Annotated in this window: 20 protein-coding genes; 17 read left to right on the top strand and 3 right to left on the bottom strand. The window is 49.1% G+C overall.

Annotated features, from left to right (window positions below; translation table 11 throughout):
- Window positions 1–52: 52 nt before the first annotated feature.
- The 15 genes from ACLB09_RS06495 to ACLB09_RS06425 all read left to right on the top strand — a co-directional run bounded on the left by ACLB09_RS06495 (window position 53) and on the right by ACLB09_RS06425 (window position 14139).
- Window positions 53–472 (top strand): zinc ribbon domain-containing protein, encoded by a 420-nt coding sequence (locus tag ACLB09_RS06495; protein WP_410768934.1) that lies wholly within the window; start codon window positions 53–55, stop codon window positions 470–472.
- A gap of 38 nt (window positions 473–510) precedes the next feature.
- Window positions 511–1017, top strand: coding sequence for a DUF4362 domain-containing protein (locus ACLB09_RS06490; protein WP_410768933.1), 507 nt, complete (start codon window positions 511–513; stop codon window positions 1015–1017).
- On the top strand, window positions 1014–1649 hold the full coding sequence (locus tag ACLB09_RS06485) for an HD domain-containing protein (protein WP_410768932.1): 636 nt from the start codon (window positions 1014–1016) through the stop codon (window positions 1647–1649). Before ACLB09_RS06490 ends, ACLB09_RS06485 begins: the two co-directional genes overlap by 4 nt.
- Window positions 1650–1667: 18 nt before the next feature.
- Window positions 1668–2183 (top strand): GNAT family N-acetyltransferase, encoded by a 516-nt coding sequence (locus ACLB09_RS06480; RefSeq protein WP_410768931.1) that lies wholly within the window; start codon window positions 1668–1670, stop codon window positions 2181–2183.
- Between the two features lie 59 nt (window positions 2184–2242).
- The gene (locus ACLB09_RS06475; RefSeq protein WP_410768930.1) at window positions 2243–2659 is read left to right on the top strand and encodes a DUF1801 domain-containing protein; all 417 of its coding nucleotides are present in this window, start codon (window positions 2243–2245) and stop codon (window positions 2657–2659) included.
- A gap of 99 nt (window positions 2660–2758) precedes the next feature.
- Window positions 2759–3481 (top strand): YebC/PmpR family DNA-binding transcriptional regulator, encoded by a 723-nt coding sequence (locus ACLB09_RS06470; protein ID WP_410768929.1) that lies wholly within the window; start codon window positions 2759–2761, stop codon window positions 3479–3481.
- 295 nt (window positions 3482–3776) lie between these two features.
- Entirely contained in the window at window positions 3777–5840 is a 2064-nt protein-coding gene (locus ACLB09_RS06465) for a catalase (protein WP_410768928.1), read from the top strand.
- A gap of 175 nt (window positions 5841–6015) precedes the next feature.
- Window positions 6016–6426, top strand: a complete 411-nt coding sequence (locus ACLB09_RS06460) for a VOC family protein (protein WP_410768927.1) — start codon at window positions 6016–6018, stop codon at window positions 6424–6426.
- A gap of 124 nt (window positions 6427–6550) precedes the next feature.
- Window positions 6551–8383, top strand: a complete 1833-nt coding sequence (locus ACLB09_RS06455; RefSeq protein ID WP_410768926.1) for a UbiD family decarboxylase — start codon at window positions 6551–6553, stop codon at window positions 8381–8383.
- A gap of 174 nt (window positions 8384–8557) precedes the next feature.
- A complete protein-coding gene (locus ACLB09_RS06450; RefSeq protein ID WP_410768925.1) occupies window positions 8558–9271 on the top strand; it encodes a response regulator transcription factor in 714 nt (237 codons plus the stop codon).
- Entirely contained in the window at window positions 9268–10626 is a 1359-nt protein-coding gene (locus ACLB09_RS06445; RefSeq protein WP_410768924.1) for a sensor histidine kinase, read from the top strand. Before ACLB09_RS06450 ends, ACLB09_RS06445 begins: the two co-directional genes overlap by 4 nt.
- A 76-nt stretch (window positions 10627–10702) precedes the next feature.
- Window positions 10703–11440, top strand: coding sequence for a PepSY domain-containing protein (locus ACLB09_RS06440; protein WP_410768923.1), 738 nt, complete (start codon window positions 10703–10705; stop codon window positions 11438–11440).
- Window positions 11441–11562: 122 nt separating this feature from the next.
- Entirely contained in the window at window positions 11563–12180 is a 618-nt protein-coding gene (locus ACLB09_RS06435; RefSeq protein ID WP_410768922.1) for a PepSY domain-containing protein, read from the top strand.
- 416 nt (window positions 12181–12596) lie between these two features.
- Window positions 12597–13526 (top strand): macrolide 2'-phosphotransferase, encoded by a 930-nt coding sequence (locus ACLB09_RS06430; RefSeq protein ID WP_410768921.1) that lies wholly within the window; start codon window positions 12597–12599, stop codon window positions 13524–13526.
- 73 nt (window positions 13527–13599) lie between these two features.
- Window positions 13600–14139 (top strand): DinB family protein, encoded by a 540-nt coding sequence (locus tag ACLB09_RS06425; RefSeq protein WP_410769019.1) that lies wholly within the window; start codon window positions 13600–13602, stop codon window positions 14137–14139.
- Window positions 14140–14245: 106 nt separating this feature from the next.
- On the opposite strand, the gene ACLB09_RS06420 is transcribed toward ACLB09_RS06425, so the two are convergent.
- The 3 genes from ACLB09_RS06420 to ACLB09_RS06410 form a co-directional block, all read right to left on the bottom strand.
- Window positions 14246–15118, bottom strand: a complete 873-nt coding sequence (locus tag ACLB09_RS06420) for a carbohydrate ABC transporter permease (protein WP_410768919.1) — start codon at window positions 15116–15118, stop codon at window positions 14246–14248.
- Between the two features lie 20 nt (window positions 15119–15138).
- Window positions 15139–15996, bottom strand: coding sequence for a carbohydrate ABC transporter permease (locus ACLB09_RS06415; RefSeq protein WP_410768918.1), 858 nt, complete (start codon window positions 15994–15996; stop codon window positions 15139–15141).
- A 109-nt stretch (window positions 15997–16105) separates the two neighbouring features.
- Window positions 16106–17449 carry an ABC transporter substrate-binding protein gene (locus tag ACLB09_RS06410; RefSeq protein WP_410768917.1) on the bottom strand — a complete coding sequence of 448 codons (1344 nt, stop codon included), beginning with the start codon at window positions 17447–17449 and terminating at the stop codon, window positions 16106–16108.
- Window positions 17450–17756: 307 nt separating this feature from the next.
- On the opposite strand from ACLB09_RS06410, the gene ACLB09_RS06405 reads away from it, so the two are divergent.
- Window positions 17757–18770, top strand: a complete 1014-nt coding sequence (locus tag ACLB09_RS06405; RefSeq protein ID WP_410768916.1) for a UDP-N-acetylmuramate dehydrogenase — start codon at window positions 17757–17759, stop codon at window positions 18768–18770.
- A gap of 273 nt (window positions 18771–19043) precedes the next feature.
- Window positions 19044–19664: a nitrite reductase gene (locus ACLB09_RS06400; RefSeq protein ID WP_410768915.1), complete on the top strand. Its 621-nt coding sequence runs from the start codon at window positions 19044–19046 to the stop codon at window positions 19662–19664.
- Window positions 19665–19752 lie beyond the last annotated feature (88 nt).

Here is a 19752-nt window from a genome sequence, read left to right as displayed (position 1 = left end):
AGGTGATATCTAAGGCCGGGTTTATCGGTTTCGACAAGGAGAGATTTGGAATATGCTGGAATGTCCATGGTGCAACCGGGAGATCGAAATCAAGAATGGCCGATGCCCGGAATGTCACCGCAAACTCTACGAAGTTTCGGAAGAAGATTTTGAAACAGTAAGACATGAGGATGACGACGACTCTATGAACTTCGTTACTTACAACGATGATTCACTCAACGATCTGTCCGTCGAACAAATGATAGAAAACCGGTTCAAGTGTTCGAAGTGCGGCGAAACCGAATGCAAGGTCCAGGAAGTGGCCATGACCGGGGCGGGGTTAAGCAAGCTGCTGGACATTCAACATCGCCATTATCTTTTTGTGTCTTGTACCACTTGCGGTTCCGTGGAAGTTTACGATCCTGACATTTTGCATGGCATGAAAGCGGGCAGAGCGGGAACGATCATGGATATTCTGTTTGGCGGGGGATAAGGGATTAAGACAGGACTTCACCGAAGGGGGATGCTGCCATGACAAAACATCGCTGGCTTGCCGTATTAATGGTTATTTTATTGACCTCTTGCAGCCTGATTCCGGGGGAATCACCGCAAGCCTCGTCTCATCCTAAGCTGAATTCCGGCGAAGCGGCAAACCGGGGGTTTGTGGTAGCGGGACCGGCAGGAATGCATAATGTGGAAGTCTTAAAGCAATTTGTAGATAATTATAAGAAGAAAACGGCTGGCGAGATTACGCTTGCCCGGTATACGGATGAGGGCGATCCGATTTATGTCGACCTTGATTATGACGGGAAAGAAATCTCTTATAGCTATGATAACAGTTGGGACGAATACGGCGGAAGTAACCGCGGAATCAGCACCGCTATCTGCTCCACGATCGGCGAGAGAACCGATTCCCTGGGGGAACGCAACGGGACGGAGTACTATTTGTCATCCTGTAAGGGCGACGCACCCTATAACTATCCGGAAAAGAAAGAATATTATTTGTTGTTCGTAGAGGAGACGGAAGAAAATAAATGAATAACCATTACATCATTGAAGCGGCCGAAACCTTTGTTAAAAAGGAATTGGAGTTTGAACCGAGCGGACATGACTGGTGGCATATCGAACGGGTTAGAAACCTGGCGGTCGCCATTGCCAAGCGGGAACAAGCCGATCCTTTGGTCTGCGAATTATCGGCCCTTCTTCACGATATCGCCGACGAGAAATTGAATGATTCCAAAGAGTCCGGATTGGAAAAGGTTTCTTCGTGGCTCATGGATCACGGAGCCGATCAGGAGTTGAAGGATCATGTCATGCTCATCATTTCCACTATGTCCTATAACGGGGGTAAAAATCCGCCGATGGACACCATCGAAGGAAAAGTGGTACAGGATGCGGACCGCTTGGATGCCATGGGCGCCATTGGTATTGCGAGAACCTTCATCTATTCGGGGGCGACGGGTCGGCCAATGCATCAGCCGGGAAAAGATTTTAGCGGTGTCGATTACAGGTCCAGCGAGAAATCGGCGATCTATCATTTTTATGAGAAACTATTGAAGCTTAAAACGCTGTTGAATACGGAATATGCAAGGGTGCTGGCCGAGGAGCGGCATGATTTCATGGAGTCTTATTTGAATCAGTTTTACAAAGAATGGGACTTGAAGGAATAGGGGGGGGGGCGATGCTAGATGATTATTATGGAGACAAACCGGCTATGGATCCGGCAGCATTCGGACGATGACCTGGAAGACCTGCACTTTATTCTGGGAGACGCAGACACGATGTCGTTTTGGCCGGCCCCTTTTACAAAAGAACAAACATCATCCTGGCTTCAAAAAAATATAGAGTCTTATAGCACTTTAGGATACGGCCGGTGGGGAATGGTTCTGAAGGAATCCGGGGAACTCATCGGCGATATCGGATTTATGAGGGCTGAACTGGATTCGCAGCTGGAAAATGATCTGGGATATATTATTTCTTCCTCCTATTGGGGCCGGGATTTTGGTACGGAAGCTGCAGCCGCTTGCCTGGAATACGGATTCAATACAATCGGCATGCAGCGGATTTGCGCCAACATGCCGCTCGAGCACCATGCCTCAAGACGTGTGGCAGAGAAAATCGGGATGATCTGCGAGAAGCAGTACATAAATAAAAGGAACCGGAATATACTGACTTACTTGTTCAGTAAAAGTAAAAGCATGTAACGAGATCGGCTAGCGGTTTGGCGGTATCCATATGACGAAGAAAGCGATGGTGGCGAGCTATGTCAGTGAGCAAAAACGCCGGCAGTCAAAAAGTCATTGATTTTCTTAATAACCTTGAGCATCCTTTGAAGCAGGAGATTGAGCAAGTGAGATCCGTCATTTTAAACGCCGACTCTCAGATCACGGAACACATCAAATGGAACGCGCCCAGTTTCTGTTATCGGGGGGAAGACAGAATCACTTTTAATTTGCAGGGCAAGGGCTTCTTCCGCCTGATCTTTCATTGCGGGGCAAAGGTTAAGGATTCTTCCGGAAAAGGGCCATTATTCAAAGATCCGACAGGATTGCTGGATTGGGTTTCCGGAGACCGGGGAATCGTCAAAATTAAAAGCCGGGATGAAGTGGAAGCGAACCGGGAAAAGCTGACCCGGTTGGTTACCCTATGGATTGAAGCGGCAGAGTCATCCGAAACCTAGTCGCTTTTCTATGGAAACGCCATAAATCCGTAGTTTTTTCATCCACTAATTAGGTGTTATAATAGAAAACGTAAATTTTATAAAGAAAGCAGGTACACCATGGGTCGTAAATGGAACAATATCAAAGAGAAGAAAGCTTCGAAAGATGCAAATACTAGCCGGATCTATGCGAAGTTCGGCGTAGAGATTTATGTGGCAGCCAAAAAAGGCGAACCCGATCCCGAATCGAACCGGGCTTTGAAAGTCGTACTTGAACGTGCTAAAACATATAACGTACCCAAAGCGATCATCGACCGCGCGTTGGACAAGGCCAAGGGCAGTGCGGAAGAAACTTACGTGGAACTGAGATACGAAGGATTCGGTCCTAACGGATCGATGATTATCGTGGATACGCTGACGAATAACGTCAATCGTACCGCATCGGCCGTACGCTCGGCATTCAACAAGAGCGGGGGAAACATGGGGGTCAGCGGATCCGTTGCTTACATGTTTGATGCGACGGCCGTAATCGGCGTTGCCGGAAAAAGCTTGGACGATGTGTTCGAGCTTATGATGGAAGCCGACGTGGAGGTCCGCGACATTGTTGAAGAAGACGAGACGGTCATCGTTTACGCCGAGCCGGATCAATTCCATGAAGTTCAGGAAGCTTTCAAACAAGCCGGGATTACGGAATTTACCGTGGCCGAGTTAACGATGCTTGCCCAAAACTATATTTCGCTTCCGGAAGACTCGATTCCGCAGTTCGAAAAGCTGGTCGACGCGCTCGAGGATCTTGAAGATGTTCAGCAAGTTTATCATAATGTGGAATTCGACGAAGAATAAATTTCTGCATCAATACATTAGGTTATCGGAAAAAACCGCAATTTTGTTTGGCGATCCACGAAAAGTTGCTGAATAATCTGCAGAGCATACAGTCGCAAGAAGAACATCAGGAATAAACACCAAGGGGTATTCCCAAGTCATCATAACAATGACCGGGATGCCTCTTTTTTTGTGCATTTCAGATTGCGCAGGGGTTGGAGTATGAAGCTGTGTCCGATTCGTTACCGGTGTCAAAGGGTAATCAATGGTTGTTGTATTTCAGTTGCAAACACTAAAGACACCGGGAGGAACAAGAATGGACAACAAGCACAATCCATCCAGCGCAGGCAAAAGAAACAGCAAAGATGGGCAGTTGGATGCGTACCGGGTTCATAGTGAAGGGGAGAAATTAACGACGAATCAAGGCTTGCCCGTAGCTGACGATGAACATTCCTTAAAAGCGGGAGAACGCGGCCCGACCTTGATGGAAGATTTTCATTTCAGAGAAAAAATGACCCATTTTGACCACGAAAGAATCCCGGAACGGATCGTGCATGCGCGCGGGTTTGGCGCACACGGTTTTTTTCAGGTCTATGAGTCGTTGAAACCATATACGATGGCCAAGTTTTTACAGGATCCTTCCGTGGTGACGCCGGTGTTCGTACGCTTTTCCACCGTCGCGGGATCGCGGGGATCGGCGGACACCGTTCGGGATGTGCGCGGTTTTGCCACGAAGTTCTATACAGAGGAAGGCAATTACGATCTCGTCGGTAACAATATGCCCGTCTTTTTTATTCAGGATGCGATCAAATTTCCCGATTTCATTCATGCCGTCAAGCCGGAGCCCCATAATGAAATCCCTCAAGCTCAATCGGCCCATGATACGTTCTGGGATTTTGTCGCCAACAATACGGAGAGTGCCCATATGATCATGTGGGCGATGTCCGACCGTTCGCTTCCGCGGAGCTTTCGCATGATGGAAGGCTTTGGCGTGCATACGTTCCGTTTCGTCAATGAGGAGGGCAGAGCCCATTTCGTTAAATTTCACTGGAAGCCGGTACTGGGGATGCACTCGCTGGTTTGGGACGAAACGCAAAAAATTGCGGGTAAAGATCCCGATTTCAACCGCCGTGATTTATGGGATGCCATCGAATCCGGCAATTATCCGGAGTTCGAATTAGGCGTACAGATGATTTCCGAGGAAGACGAGTTTAAATTCAACTTCGATATTCTCGATCCTACCAAATTGTGGCCGGAAGAGATTGTACCCGTAAAATTGATCGGTAAAATGACGCTGAACAGAAACACGGACAATTTCTTCGCGGAAACGGAACAGATCGCCTTTCACCCTGGACACGTTGTTCCGGGCATTGACTTTACGAACGATCCGCTGCTTCAAGGACGGTTGTTCTCTTACACGGATACGCAATTATCCAGGTTGGGGGGACCGAACTTTCATGAAATTCCGATCAATCGGCCGGTGGCTCCCGTTCATAACAATCAGCGAGACGGCATGCACCGGATGACGATCAATCCCGGGGCGGTCAGCTATCACAAAAACGGGATCGCCGCCAATTCGCCGCACACCGTACCGCGCGAGCAAGGCGGTTATGTTCATTACACCGAAAAGGTCGACGGAGCTAAAATCCGCCAGCGCAGCGACAGCTTCAAGGATCATTACAGCCAAGCGGCGCTGTTTTGGAACAGCATGTCCGAAGTGGAAAAACAGCATATCGTTTCCGCTTTTCAATTTGAACTCGGCAAAGTGAAACGAAAAGAAATCCGCCAACAGGTCGTCGAGATGTTTGCCGATGTGTCGGGTGAATTGGCCACGCGGATTTCGGAAGGCATCGGCACGATTTCACCGAAAACATCTCGTTCGGCCTCCGACCAGTCCTCGCCGGCGCTCAGCATGATGAATACGGTCAAATCGCCGAAGACACGCAAAGTCGCGGTCCTGGCCGGTGACGGCTTCCGCGAACAAGAACTCCTTGGTGTGCTGACCGAGCTCCAGACGGCAGGCGTCATTGCTGAAATTGTTAGCCTCCGCCTTGGTGAAATTACTGGCGATCAAGGAGGGCGGCTCGAAGTCATGCACTCTTTGCTGGGAGCCGATTCGGTATTGTTTGATGCGGTGTTGATCGCCGGAGGGCAGCCCAGCTTTGAAGAACTGCTGTCCGAACCGAAAACACAAGAGTTCATAAACGAAGCGTATCGCCATTACAAGACGATTGGGGCGATGCACGAAGGAGTGCAAGCTTTGCCGGAGCCGCAAGGCCCCGGACTTATCGTAACTGCCCCCGGAACGTTCCCGAACGATTTCGGCAGCCGGTTGATCGAAGCCATCGCCCAACACCGGCATTGGACACGAAAAAGGTAAACTTTTCTTTTTAGATCTGTGAATATAGGCGGACCTTACTTCAATATGAAGGGAGGTCCGTATTCATGTTGGGTATATTCTAAATTTCTAATTTCCAAATTGCGGATTTCGTGGTAGGATATATACGAACTTTTGTTCTTGTAAAATTATTTTATTCTAAAGAGGTGGTATCCGAATGGCAGTTCAATTGAATCAGATTTTTGTCAATTTACCGGTCAAAGATTTGGACAAAACCATGGGGTTCTTTAAGCAAGTCGGCTTTGAATTCAATCCCCAGTTTACGAATGAGCAAGCCGCATGCCTAGTTATCAGCGAGCATATTTTTGCCATGTTGTTAACCGAGCCTTACTTCAGAACGTTCACCAAGAAGGAAATTGCGGATACGGCCAGTCATACCGAAGTTATTTTGGCCTTTGCGGCCAGCAGCCGGGAACAGGTGGATGAAATCGTAAACCGGGCCTTGGCGGCCGGTGGGCATAAGTATAATGATCCTGTGGATCACGGATTTATGTACAGCTGGAGTTTCCAGGATCTTGACGGGCATTTGTGGGAAGTCATGTATATGGATCCTGCGACTTTGCAATAAGGAAATTTTCCGCAAAAATCAATTGAACTGCGGTTGATACGTTCGGAAAACTAGATTATGCTAATATTACTTGCTTTTAAAATCAGGGTATCAGCATATGTCAATAGAATGGAGTTAATCCCGAATGTATCGCAATATGGAAGAATGTATCCTCGATCTCGAAAAACACGGACATCTGATCCGGATTCACGAAGAGGTAGATCCTTATCTCGAAATGGCGGCGATCCATCTCAGAGTTTATGAGGCGGGGGGCCCTGCTTTGTTATTCGAACGCGTCAAAGGTTCCAAGTTTCGTGCGGTCTCGAATTTGTTCGGCACGGTGGAGCGAAGCAAATTCATCTTCCGCAAAACCTGGAACAACACGCAAAATATTATCGCCTTGCGCAACAATCCTCTGTCTGCGCTTAAAAATCCATTGAAAAGCGTGGGTACCGGTTGGGCGGCCTTAAAGGCACTCCCAATGAAACAACTGGGGAGCCGACCGGCCGCGGCACAGGAAATCAGCATCTCCGACCTTCCGTTAATTCATCACTGGCCGATGGATGGCGGTGCCTTTGTCACGCTTCCTCAGGTATATACGGAAGATCCGGACAAGCCGGGGATCATGAATTCCAATCTAGGCATGTACCGGATCCAGCTCAGCGGGAACTCCTATGATCAGGATCATGAAATCGGAGTTCATTATCAGATCCACCGCGGCATTGGCATTCATCAGCACAAGGCGAATAAAAAGGGAGTTCCGCTGAAGGTAAGCTGTTTTGTCGGCGGGCCGCCGGCGCATACGTTGTCCGCGGTGATGCCGCTGCCGGAAGGCCTCAGCGAACTGACGGTTGCCGGAATGTTGAGCGGGCGACGTTTCCGCTACAGCTATCTCGACGGGTTCTGCATTAGCAACGAAGCCGATTTTGTCATTACCGGCGAAATCCATCCCGGCGAGACCAAGCCGGAAGGTCCTTTCGGTGACCATTTGGGATATTACAGCCTGGTCCATCAGTTCCCGGTCATGCGGGTACATAAAGTGTACGCCAGACCGAATGCGATTTGGCCGTTTACCGTGGTCGGACGGCCTCCGCAAGAGGACACGGCCTTCGGCGAGCTCATCCATGAGCTGACGGGCGATGCCGTCCGGCAGGAAATTCCCGGCGTCAAAGAGGTGCACGCGGTCGATGCCGCCGGCGTGCATCCTCTGCTGTTCGCGATCGGAAGCGAACGCTATACGCCATATCAGCAGGTCAAACGCCCTGCGGAGCTGCTCACAATCGCGAACCGGATTCTCGGGACCGGGCAGTTGAGCCTGGCGAAGTACTTGTTCATTACGGCCGAAGAGAACATGCCGCTGGACACGCACCGCGAGGAAGAATTTTTGACTTACATTCTGGAGCGGATCGACCTGCACCGGGATATTCACTTCCAGACCCAAACAACCATCGATACGCTTGACTATTCCGGCACCGGATTGAACAGCGGCAGCAAGGTCGTGTTTGCGGCCTATGGGGATAAGAAAAGAGAATTATGCCGGGACGTTCCGGAAGTTCTGCACGGAATCCGCGGATTTGAAAATCCCCGGCTGATTATGCCAGGCATCGTGGCGGTGAAAGGCCCGCAATTCGAGAACTATCAACAAGCGCAGCAGGAGATGGATGCCTTCAGCATGGCCGTGCAGGAGAGAGGGCCGCTGGATTCCTGCCCGATGATTATTGTTTGCGACGATAGTTCCTTCTTGAGCGAGACTCTGCGGAATTTCCTGTGGGTTACCTTTACCCGCAGCAATCCATCCCATGATATGCACGGGATAAACGGCTATTATAAAGACAAGCATTGGGGCTGCGACAACGTCATTATCGACGCACGATCCAAACCGCATCAGGCTCCGCCGTTAGTTCCGGATCAATCCGTGGAGCGCAAAATTGATCGTCTGTTTGCCCAAGGGGGCAGTTTAAGCGGAATTAAGCTATGAATTTGCACTCGTTAAATAGAAGACGCTGATTATTTAAGAAGAAACGCTCTGAAAAGGGGCGTTTTTTTGTTGGTGTCGGGATAATTCCGGCGTTCAAAGAAACCGATGCTTAGAAGCACAGGTTTAGTATAATATTAGAAAAATGAGGTTGTACTTAACAGCGGAGGGTAAAGGATGAACGAAGCGATACTGATCATAGAAGATGAAGAAAAAATCGCACGGCTGCTTGAAATAGAATTGGAAGCGGAAGGCTATCGCGTTGGTAAATCCATGAACGGTACGGATGGTATCGAATCGTATCGCCGCGGGCATTGGGATCTGATTATGCTCGACATTATGCTCCCCGAAATGAGCGGAATTGAAGTGCTCCGCCGCATACGCCAATTGGACGAGCGTATACCCGTCATTTTACTCACGGCGAAAAGCTCGGTCGAAGACAAAGTATCCGGCCTTGATCTTGGGGCCAACGATTATGTGACCAAACCGTTCCGGATCGAGGAACTGCTGGCCAGAATCCGGGCCGCCTTGCGTTTGCATAATACAGTCGTCGCAACTACTCCGTCATCAGAAGCTTTGCCGGAAGGGGATTGGATAAGCTTCGCCGGATTAAGGCTGAACGAGCAAACGCGTGAAGTCCTTCGCGACGACGATCCGGTGGAACTGACACCGCGTGAATACGATCTGCTGTTGTTTCTGCTTAAGCATCAGCGCCAGGTATTAAGCAGGGAGCAGATCCTACAGGGGGTATGGGGTTACGATTATTACGGGGATACCAATATCGTTGATGTATATATCCGGTATGTCCGCAAAAAGATTAATCATGACGGAGCGCGGGAACTGATTCATACCGTACGCGGGGTCGGATATGTTCTGAAGGAGCAATCATGAAGCTGAGAAGCAAGATCTATTTGTATACTTCCGTTTTATTCGCCTTGCTGCTGATCACGGTGAATTTATCGGTTTATCTTTTGTTCACGCGAATGTCCGTTGACAACGAGATCAATCGGGTCGAAGCGGGAGCGGAAGCGATCGTAAAGGGCGTGCGGCAATCGGCGGGCTTAATTCCGCCGGACGATCTATTAAGGGCGTACGCTCCGCTGGATGGAATGTTGCGGATCGTAAAGGAAGACGGTACCAGCACGCCGCCGGTAACAAACTCCACGGAACAGCAGCTCAGCAAGCTGGAGTATGCCTTCGAGGAAGAGCGACAGACCAAGCGTATTGAAGTCGGGCAGATAAGTTATGTCTGGGTCTCGGTGCCGGTGATCTGGACTGATGGAAAAGTCGTCAACGTCCAGGTCATGGAAAGTATAAATGATACCGAGAACAGTCTCAAAGTACTTCGAACGGTGCTCTTCGCGGTAACCTTTATCGCTTTGATTCCCGCGGTCTTGTCGAGCCGCATTTTAGCGGAGCGGATGATGAAGCCGATCACTTCGATGATCGGTACGATGAAGGAGATTATGCGGAGCGGAAGGTTCAAACGGCTTAGCCAGAGCGGAGCTTCCAAAGACGAACTGAAGGAAATGGAAGAGACATTTAACGAGATGATCGGCAAGCTGGAATCCAACTTTGAGCGCCAGGAGCGTTTCGTTTCGGACGCATCCCATGAACTGAAGACACCGCTAACGGTGATCGAGAGCTATGCAAGTTTGCTGGAGCGGCGCGGAAAGGAACGTCCGGATCTCTTTGACGAGGCCGTTGAAGCAATTCTATCGGAAACCGTCCGCATGCGCGAAATGACGGAACAACTCCTCATGTTGGCCCGGCGGCCGGAAGGTTGGAGCATAAATCTGGAGACCGTAGATTTGGCCAGGGTGGCCGAGGAATCGGTCCGTTCTTTTCGCAATGCGTATCACCGGGAGATCGCCTTTCTTGCGGAAGGCTCCTTTTGGCACACTACGGATGCAGGCAAGCTGAAACAGCTTTTGTTCATCTTGCTTGACAATGCGCGTAAATACAGTGAAGCAGCTATTACCGTGCGCATTGGTGGAGACGAGCAAGCAACTTGGATTACGGTTGAGGACCGGGGGATCGGCATACCTAAGGATGAGCTGGACAAGGTATTCGACCGCTTCTATCGGCTGGATCCTGCAAGAACAAGACGGTCCGGTGAAGGCGGTTATGGACTGGGGCTTGCGCTGGCAAAAGATATCGCAGGGGCTATTGACGTAGGTATTCAGCTTGACAGCAAAGTGGGCAAAGGGACGATCGCATCCCTTTTTTTTCGGAAAAAGCAATAACGGTGAATCATTCTCATGGATTTCTCATTTTTACTGGATATACTGGGTTGGACGGAATGATGAAAGGTGATGGCAGATGTTTTCACAGTTGAGACTTAGATCCTGGCTCGCGGGGATTCTGGTGATTGCGGGGTTTGCCGTGTTGATGATGCGGCAGCCCTGGAAGAGCGGGGAACCGGCGTTGACCGCACGGGAGGCCGAGCAAACGGTTCTTGCTCAATATCCCGGTAAAATTGAACAGTCCGTTTATGAAAATGGCCAATATAACCTGAGGCTCCGATCTGAGTCAGGATTGTATCAGGTGGAAGTTAACGCAGATTCAGGCAAAGTTAATTCAATTATACAAGTAGAAAATACGGGGGATACGGACCAAAAATCGCTGCTAAGCCGGGAGCAAGTGAAGGCGGATCTGCAAGCCGGAATTAAAGGGGAAATTGTTAAGCTGGAGCTTATCGAACAGAGTGGGAAGCAAGTGTACCATGCGATTGTGAGTCAGCAGAACGACGGCAGCCTGGAGATGACCCTTGACCCGTATACGGCAGAAATACTGAGTTCCGAAATTGTTTCATCACCGCAACAAGGAAAAGGCACGCAGGACAGGATGCTGACGGAAAGCGAAGCTTCAGAGCTTGCTTTAGCCGAAATTCCCGGGGAAGTGGACGATGTGGAACTCCGCGGTGTGGACAGCGGTACGCCATATTATTTAGTGGATATCGATCTGGTGGACGGCCGGGAAGCCACGGTGGAGATTAATGCAATTTCGGGCGTGATCCGGACGGTGACCTGGGATGAGGATGAACCCGATAAAGATTGAAATGAAGCTTCACCCTCTTTTTCTCAGCAAATTCTAATGTTTCTCTTTCCGACTTCTCATTCGGGTGAGGTAATCTAAATGTGCGGGCAACGAAGACCGAATTTAGAAGGAGGCATTTTGTGATGAAGAAAGTAAATATGTGGGTAGGTGCAGCATCTATCATGCTGCTGATAGGGGCTACTACGGTGGCGGCGAGCGGCAATGTAACGGGTGAAAGCACAGGCGTTACCCAAAACGGGACAGGTTCGGCAGCTACTTCCAAAACTGCGATTCAGCAGGCGGGAAAATCCTATATTACGATTGAGCAGGCTAAAGCCGCGGCATTAAAAGCAGAGGCAGGACGAGTCAGTGATGTGGAGCTCGAACGCAAATCCGGCAAAGTTTATTACGAAGTCGAGATTGATCAGACTAATGGAGAAGTGGATGTACTTGTCGACGCCGTGACGGGAAAAATTTTGGGAGTTAAAGATAAAGAAAAAGATGATGACGATCATGATTTCTTTACGGAATCGAACGGAACGGTGCCTGCCAAAGTTAAAATCACTTCCGATCAAGCTTCCGCTATAGCGGTTAAGCAAGTTACCGGGGGTACGGTCGTAAAAGTCGAACTTGATTATGATGACGGTCGATACGTATATGAAGCCGAACTGAAGACTGCTCAAGGCGAAGCCGATGTCGAGATCGACGCAACTACAGGCAAAGTGTATTCGGTGGACCAGGACTTTGATGATAGGGATTAATCCTGATAACTAATCCCGGTATTTTTATCGGATAGAATCAAGGTCCTAGGCTATTCACACTTCGGCCGCTAACGCGGGAGAGGCGGTTAAATCCTGAATGAAGCAGTTCTCCGGTTGCCGCGGTTTAGTGCTTATGGTAAGATAAACGCATTCTTAGTTAAAGGAGGCTTTCGTGTGATTGATAATTCCCGATAGAAGCGGCCATGCAATGAATTGCAGCTGTATTTTAGCTCTGCCTGTGCGCAGGGGATCGGGAGAAGTATGTCTATCCGCGAATGTCTAAAACGGTTTACACACGGAACGGGATTGTCCTGTTCGCTTCGTAATCTGTTTTGTCGTTCCTTTTTTCGATCATCCCTACAGGCAGGCATCTGCCTGTTTTTTAATTTTATTGCGGAAAAAAGGAGTGTTGCTATATGACAAATAATAAAAGCAGTAAACAAGAGTTACTTAAACGCGACTTAATATCGTTAGCTCTTGAATACGGCCTTCTGCTTAATTCCGAAGACGTGGAAATCAACGAATCGGGTATGGATTTCGTCGTAGCTTTTGCCAAGGAGGAAGACGGAACGCCATGGGTGCTGCGGAAACCAAGAAGGAGCGATGTGTGGGAACGGGCCGAGAACGAGCGTAAGGTTCTCAACTTTATCTGTGGAAAATTAGCGGTTTCCGTGCCCGAGTGGCGCATCGCTACGCCGGAGCTAATCGCATATCCTTTACTTTCCGGGAATCCGGTGGCGGTTGTTGATCCTGCGGCGGGCGGTTATGCCTGGACCTTTGAGCAGGCCGCTTTATCGGATGCGTTTTTCGACTCGCTGGCGGAAGCGCTGGCCGGGCTTCATGGCTTGGATCTGGATTCCGCGGCCAAGGCGGGCCTTCGCATTAAAAATCCGTACGAAGCGAGACAATCCTTCGAGAGCAACATTCGGGAGATTTCAGAAGTTTTTGAAATTCCCGAGAAGTTAAAACGGCGCTGGGAGAAGTGGCTTGCAACGGATAGCTACTGGCCCGACCATTCGGTGCTGATACACGGCGATCTGCATCCGCCGCATATTCTCGTCGATGAAACGCAGCGCGTAACCGGCATGATTGATTGGACCGAAGCGGAGTTTGCCGATCCCGGCAAAGATTTCGTGATATTTTACGCCTTGTTCGGACAGGATGGACTTCGCGATTTGCTCCGCCGGTATGAAAGGTTCGGCGGTACAGTATGGCCGCGCATGCATGAGCATGTGGCCGAACAATGGGCGGCTTATCCGGCATTAGTAGCCAAATTTGCACTTACGACCGGGGCAGAGAGCGATAAGGAGATGGCCCGGGGCATGTTGGCCCAATGGGAGGTTTAAAGCTCGGGTACAAACCTATGAATGACAGTTATGTTAAAATAGTAGGAGAATAGGCCATTATACTTTTTTGGAGGTGTCCGTAATTACGGTACATGAACGCAAATCCTACATCATTTCCCCTTTGCCTGATGTCGAGCCCGAAATCGGCCGTTGGCTGTGGGGAATGGACGACGTCAGAAGAACGATCAAGACCAAACTGGCCGGCATAAGCCAAGAGATGCTGGACTTCAAACCGGAGGGAACAAGCTCTATCGGATCCTTGTTATATCATATTGCGCTTATTGAGGCCGATTGGCTTTATGAAGAAGTTCTCTGTTCTCCCTGGGATCCGGCCATTAAGGCTCTTTTTCCGGCCGAATGCCGGGATGAAAGCGACGGGCTTTCCGCAGTGGAGGGAGAGGATGCGGCGTCTCATTTTGCCCGCCTGGATCAGGTTCGCGAAACCTTCAAAGCGACCTTCCGGGGCATGAGCCTCCAAGAATGGCGACGTCCCCGGGTACTTCCGGCCTATGACGTTACCCCGGAATGGGTAGTGTATCATTTGATCGAGCATGAGGCCCATCATCGTGGTCAGATTTTTACGATATTCAACCAGTTGAATAGTCAAAGTTAATCTTGTCATCCCGCTAAGCATCGGAGCGTCTTACATTGACGAGCTCCGGTGCTTTTATTCATGGAAGGAGGGAGCAGGCGTCTTCATGATTCCTCTTCCCAATAACCTAGCCCTTAACGGCGCCCTCGGTTAGCCCTTTTTGAATGTACTTGGAGATAAGCAGGTATACGATCAGGACCGGGATGACGGTGAGGGAGACGGCGGTCGCCATCAGTCCGAAATCGGTGCCGTATTGCGAGCTGATCTCATTGAGCAATGCGACGATCGGGCGGACGGTTTCTTTATTGACGAAGATTAACGCCGAGAACAAGTCGTTATACGACCATAAAAACACGAAGATGCTGGCCGAGGCAAAGACCGGCCGTGATATCGGCAAAAATACTTTGAGAAACATCTGGAAGCGGTTAGCGCCATCCACAAAGGCCGCATCTTCCAGTTCTTTCGGGATCGTCGCCATATAACCGGCCATGACCAGGATTGCGAAGGTCAGATTGCCAGCCGTGTGGGGCAGGATCAGCCCCCAATACGTATTTACCAGATCGGTTTTGATCAGCAGCTCGTACACCGGGACGACCGTGGCGAACGCCGGGATGAGCAAGGTTGCGTACAGTAGCGAGAAGATCGCCTTTTTTCCCCGGAATGTAAATCTCGACAAAACGTAGGCGGCCAAACCTCCAAAAATCAGCACCAGCAACACCGTACTTCCGGACATAATCAAGCTGTTGACATAGCTTTTGCTGATGCTAATCCGTTCAAAGGCGTTATCATAGTTAATCAAAACGGGATTCCAGGCGATGCTGAAAGAATTGTTCATAACGTCTCTGGATACCTTGAAGGAGTTGTTGACGATCCAGAATAAAGGGTAGATCGTAGTCATGGCCCATGCGGTCAGTATAAGGTATATAAAAACCTTGCCGATGTTCAACCGTCTGAATTGCACGCGCCGTACGCTGCGTTCCGCAGAAATGGTTGGCTGCATAAATGTACACCCCTAATGGCTTAATAAGTAATTTCTTCCCTCTTCATCAAACGGTTGGCGAGTAATGCCAGCAAGACACCGAAGACCACCATATAAATCGCCACGGCCGATCCATATCCGAAGTTCTGATCCACCATGGCCTTTTTATACATATAAGTGCCCAATACCTCCGTACCGTTCTGCCCTTTGGAGATGACCCAAATGAATTCAAAGACTTTGAGCGTACCCGTGATTGCAAGCGTAATTACTACCTTGATATCGCTAAGAATCAACGGAATCGTAAGCTTGGTCGTTCTTTTGAAGGTGGTGATCCCCTCCAGGCGTGCCGCTTCATAATAATCCGCAGGAATTTTCGACATTGCCGTCAGGAACAAAATGAAATAAAATCCGACATAATGCCAAACCGTTGGGATGGAGACGGCCCGAAGCGCGTTACTTTCGTCAAGCCACAGCACTTTTTCAATGCCGAAATTGGCGAGCAGACTATTCAAGAGACCGAAGTTATAGTTATAAAAAAGAACGAACAGCAGGGATATCGCCGTTCCGGAAATGACTACCGGGAAGAAGAAAACGGTTCGGTAGAAGCTTTGCAGTTTGGAGATGTTTTCTACCAGAACGGCTAATACCAGGGCGATGCCGACCTGAAACACGATAACGTAAAGCATGATCTCCAACGTATGCAGGGTTGCCGCACCGAGGAATTTGTCCGTGAACAACCGGGTGTAGTTATCCCAACCGATAAACTTCTTGTCAAAAAAGCCTTTTGTGCGGTAAAAACTTAAATATAAGCTTTTAAAGAACGGATAGTATAAAAAGGCAGTCATCAACAGTGCAGACGGGAGGAGAAAAATAAAAATATACTTTCTGTCACCTTTCATAACCATCACCTTTGTCCCGAATTTGCAAACCTTGCGTTGAAAAGGGGACGCCGCCCAGGTAAAGAAGCAGGGCGGCGTTCATCATGTTTACCTTTTCAGCATGAGCAACTCATTTCTTATTGGCATCCTCGACCTTCTTCGCGCTCTCGATCGCTTGCGTCGGCGTTTTCTTGCCGGTAGCCACTTGCCCGACGCTGGCACGAAGATCGGAGAACGTCTCCGGAGCCACTTTGCTGTCAACCGGTGCGCTGATCGAGTTTGCTTTGGCGGCCATGGCAAACCCGTCGATCGCCACTTGAGCGAGCCCCGTGACCTCAACATCCGCGGCTGGCGTTCCGCCGTTAGCGCTGGCGATTTTCTGAATGCTGGCCGGAGAAGTCAAATGCTTCAGCAATTCAACGACCGTATCTTTCTTGGCACTATCATCATATGCGGCTTTAGAAATATAGAATCCCGAGCCGAAGCCGCCGACGATGTCATTGCCGCTTCCCGTTCCGCCCGGAACGGTCGGGAACGGAAGGACCGTCGAATTGTTGCGGGTATCCTCGCTCCATCCGCCGACCGCCCAGGAACCTTCAATCGTCATTGCGGCAAGACCTTCACTGTAATAGTTGCCGGACATGCTCAAATCGATCGTAGCCGCATCTTTCGGAAAAGCACCGAGGTCATGCAGCTCTTTTATGGCCGCGTAGGCTTTTTCCCAGTTGGGATCGATGCCGTCGACCAGGCCTTTGTTCTGGCCTTCCGGACCGGCTGCCGACAGTATCGTATGCTCGATCAAATAATGGGATTGGTCAAACGGAATGGAAAGAGGAATGATTCCTTTGGCAGAAAGGGCTTTCACGGCCGTCGTCAGCTTCTCCCAATCCGTAGGAAGTTCAAGACTGTTATCTTCGAATATTTTCTTGTTCACGAACAGACCTTCATAGAATCCGGTAAGCGGAGCGGCATAAATATTGCCGTCCTTTTGGGTGGCCAGTTTAAGGGCGTCAGGGATAAATCCGTTCTTCCAGTCCGGATTGGCATCCAGAATTTCATTCAGGGGAACTACTTTTCCGGCATTCACGAATCCTTCTGCATCCGCTCCGATAAAGTAGAACAGCAAATCGGGTTCGTTGCCGCTGGTCATATCCGTATTCACTTTGGTACGGAAGCCGTCGTCATTGGCGGATAAGGTGTCGTTTTCAATCGTGACATGCGGGTATTTGGCCGTAAACTCATCGATGGCACCCTGGAAAGCCTCACGAGCAGCATCCGTGCCCCCGAATGTGGAGAATACGCGAAGCTTGACCGGGTCCGGCTCCTTGGTATCCTCGGCAGGCGGATCATTCGTGGCCGTAGCCGAATTTTCAGAGGCGGTTGGCGTCGTGTTGGCATTTTTATTACCGCATGCAGCAAGAAACATGGAGAACAACAACAGGATGCTCAGTAAAACCATAGAAGACTTTTTCAATATAAATCCCCCCAACGGAAATTAATTAAAATTTGTCATTCTGGCTGGTTAAAAAGAGTTTACCGGATGCCCATAAATACTTATAGGGGGAACATTTTATAAAAAGGGGATAAAATCTTATAATATGGTTTATTTGGAACAAAATAGAATAAATACCGACAAATTGAAACTAAATTCGTTATGCCGAATACAAGGCTGGAAAGCTGTGAAGGAAATTGCAATTTGGACGTAGTGCACACATAATATACATTAGTGTATATTTTGTGTGCTTATTATTTGCCGAGCATGAAGAAAGAAGGAGTTTCAAATGACATCCTTGGATTTGGCATGTATGCTTAAGGACCAGTCCTTATCCAAATATTCAACTTATGAAATAGGAGGCAAGGCACGCTTTTTAGCGTTACCCCGCAGTGACGATGAGGTGCTTGAGGTATTGGAAGCCGCGATGTCCCACGGCATGAACCCGCTCTTTTTCGGCATGGGATCCAACTTGTTGTTTCCCGATCGGCCAAACCCCGAGACATTATACATTTCCACCCGTTCGCATAGGGAAATCAACCTGCAAAACGACCGTTTGCATGTATCGGCAGGATTGCCCATGTCTCTGCTTGCTTTAATCGGGGCAGTCATCGGCACTTCCGATTTTGATTTCAGTTTCTTGCTGCCCGGAACCTTGGGCGGAGGGATTTACATGAACGCCAAATATTTCAGTCATTACGTCAGTGACTTTATTGATACGGTCTATTTTGTGGATCTTGATGATATCGGCCAAAGCATGCAATCGATCACGGTGGAACACTGCGAATTCGGCTATAAGCAATCCATTTTTCAAAGAAAAAACTGGTTTATCATTGGAGCCGATCTGAAGTTCAAACAAATTCCGAGCCATCCGGAAGCTTTGCAGCCGTTTCTCGGAGAACTGGATCGCGCTACGCTGGAAAGCTCCAGCCTGAAGGTGTTTTCTGCCTTTTACATGGATCATCTTAACCGACTTAAGCAGGAACACGATCCGTCCGCTATTCCCATGCGCAGCATTATCGCTGACCGGACAGGGAAGATGCACTTTGATTACCCATCTTGCGGTTCGGTCTTCAAAAACAATTACGCCATCGGCGAACCGATCGGCAAATTGGCGGATCGGTTACAGTTGAGGGGAAGGGAACATGGCAAGGCCATGATCTCGCCCGTTCACGGAAACGTGATACAAAACCGGGGAGGCGCCAGAGCGGAAGACGTCATTTATTTGATTCAACTTGTTCAGGAAGAGATCAATAAGCATTTTGGATTTGTTCCGGAAGCGGAGTTGGTCATCGTATCTTAATTAGGGTTTGATATTATAAAGGCAGCCTGGAGAAGAGTTGATCCGGGCTGCCTTTTCCTTCTCGAAACCGAGACTGACTAATTAGAAAATTCTTGACCTAATATAGGGTACCGGGGTATTCTATATAATGAAATTTTAATGTATTTGAATTCTTGGAAAATGAATCGTTGCTGGAGAGGAGGGGACTTCATTTTAGCTATTGAAAAAGTTATGAAGTTAATTTAATGGCATTAAATATCATCATAATTAATGCAGTTAATTATAGGAGGGGAAATGGAAGATTTCTTTAAAATAGCCGTAACACCGCCCATTCAATTAGGCGGAAGCTTATTCACCCCTGAGCAAATGATCAAGATCGGAAGCGTTACGAGATCCGACGCCAGGATTGAAATGACCGGCTTCCGGCAGCTTTATATCGAGGTTCCTTACGACGATGCCGGGTTCATTGAGGAGGAACTGCGCAGTACCGGTCTTGAAGTCTATCCGGTAGGGTTCGTAACGAAAAGTTTGATTGCCTGCCAATTTTGCAAGGGAGCGGAGGAGGCGGGACTGGAAATCGCACAGGCGTTGAACCAGGCGATTGCCGGGATAGCAACTCCCGCACCGCTTAAGGTGGGGTACGCTGGCTGCGCACTTGGCACAAGCGAACCATTGCTCAAGGATATCGCGGTCGTCAAAATGAGGACCACATTCGATATTTATGTCGGCGGAAATCCCAAAGGACTTAAGGTCACCTTGGGCAGCAAACTCCTGTCCGAAGTGACGGATGACAGGCTTATCCCGGTGATTACGGCAATCATCGAATTTTATAAGGCGAATGCGAAACCGAAAGAAAAATTCAGCAAATTTGTGGCCCGAATTTCCCTTGAGAAATTGCGGGAAGTTGCTGCGTAATACATGATCATTAGGAAGGAGCGAAAGAACCCATATTTCAGGCATCCGGGTCGGTCGACGATCCGGAACAGCTTTTTATATAAAGTTA

Origin of the sequence: Fontibacillus forbon (assembly GCF_046559655.1) — a bacterium.
Taxonomy (GTDB): domain Bacteria; phylum Bacillota; class Bacilli; order Paenibacillales; family Paenibacillaceae; genus Fontibacillus.
Note: the sequence above shows the minus strand (reverse complement) of the source record. Positions and strands in the feature narration are given on the sequence as shown.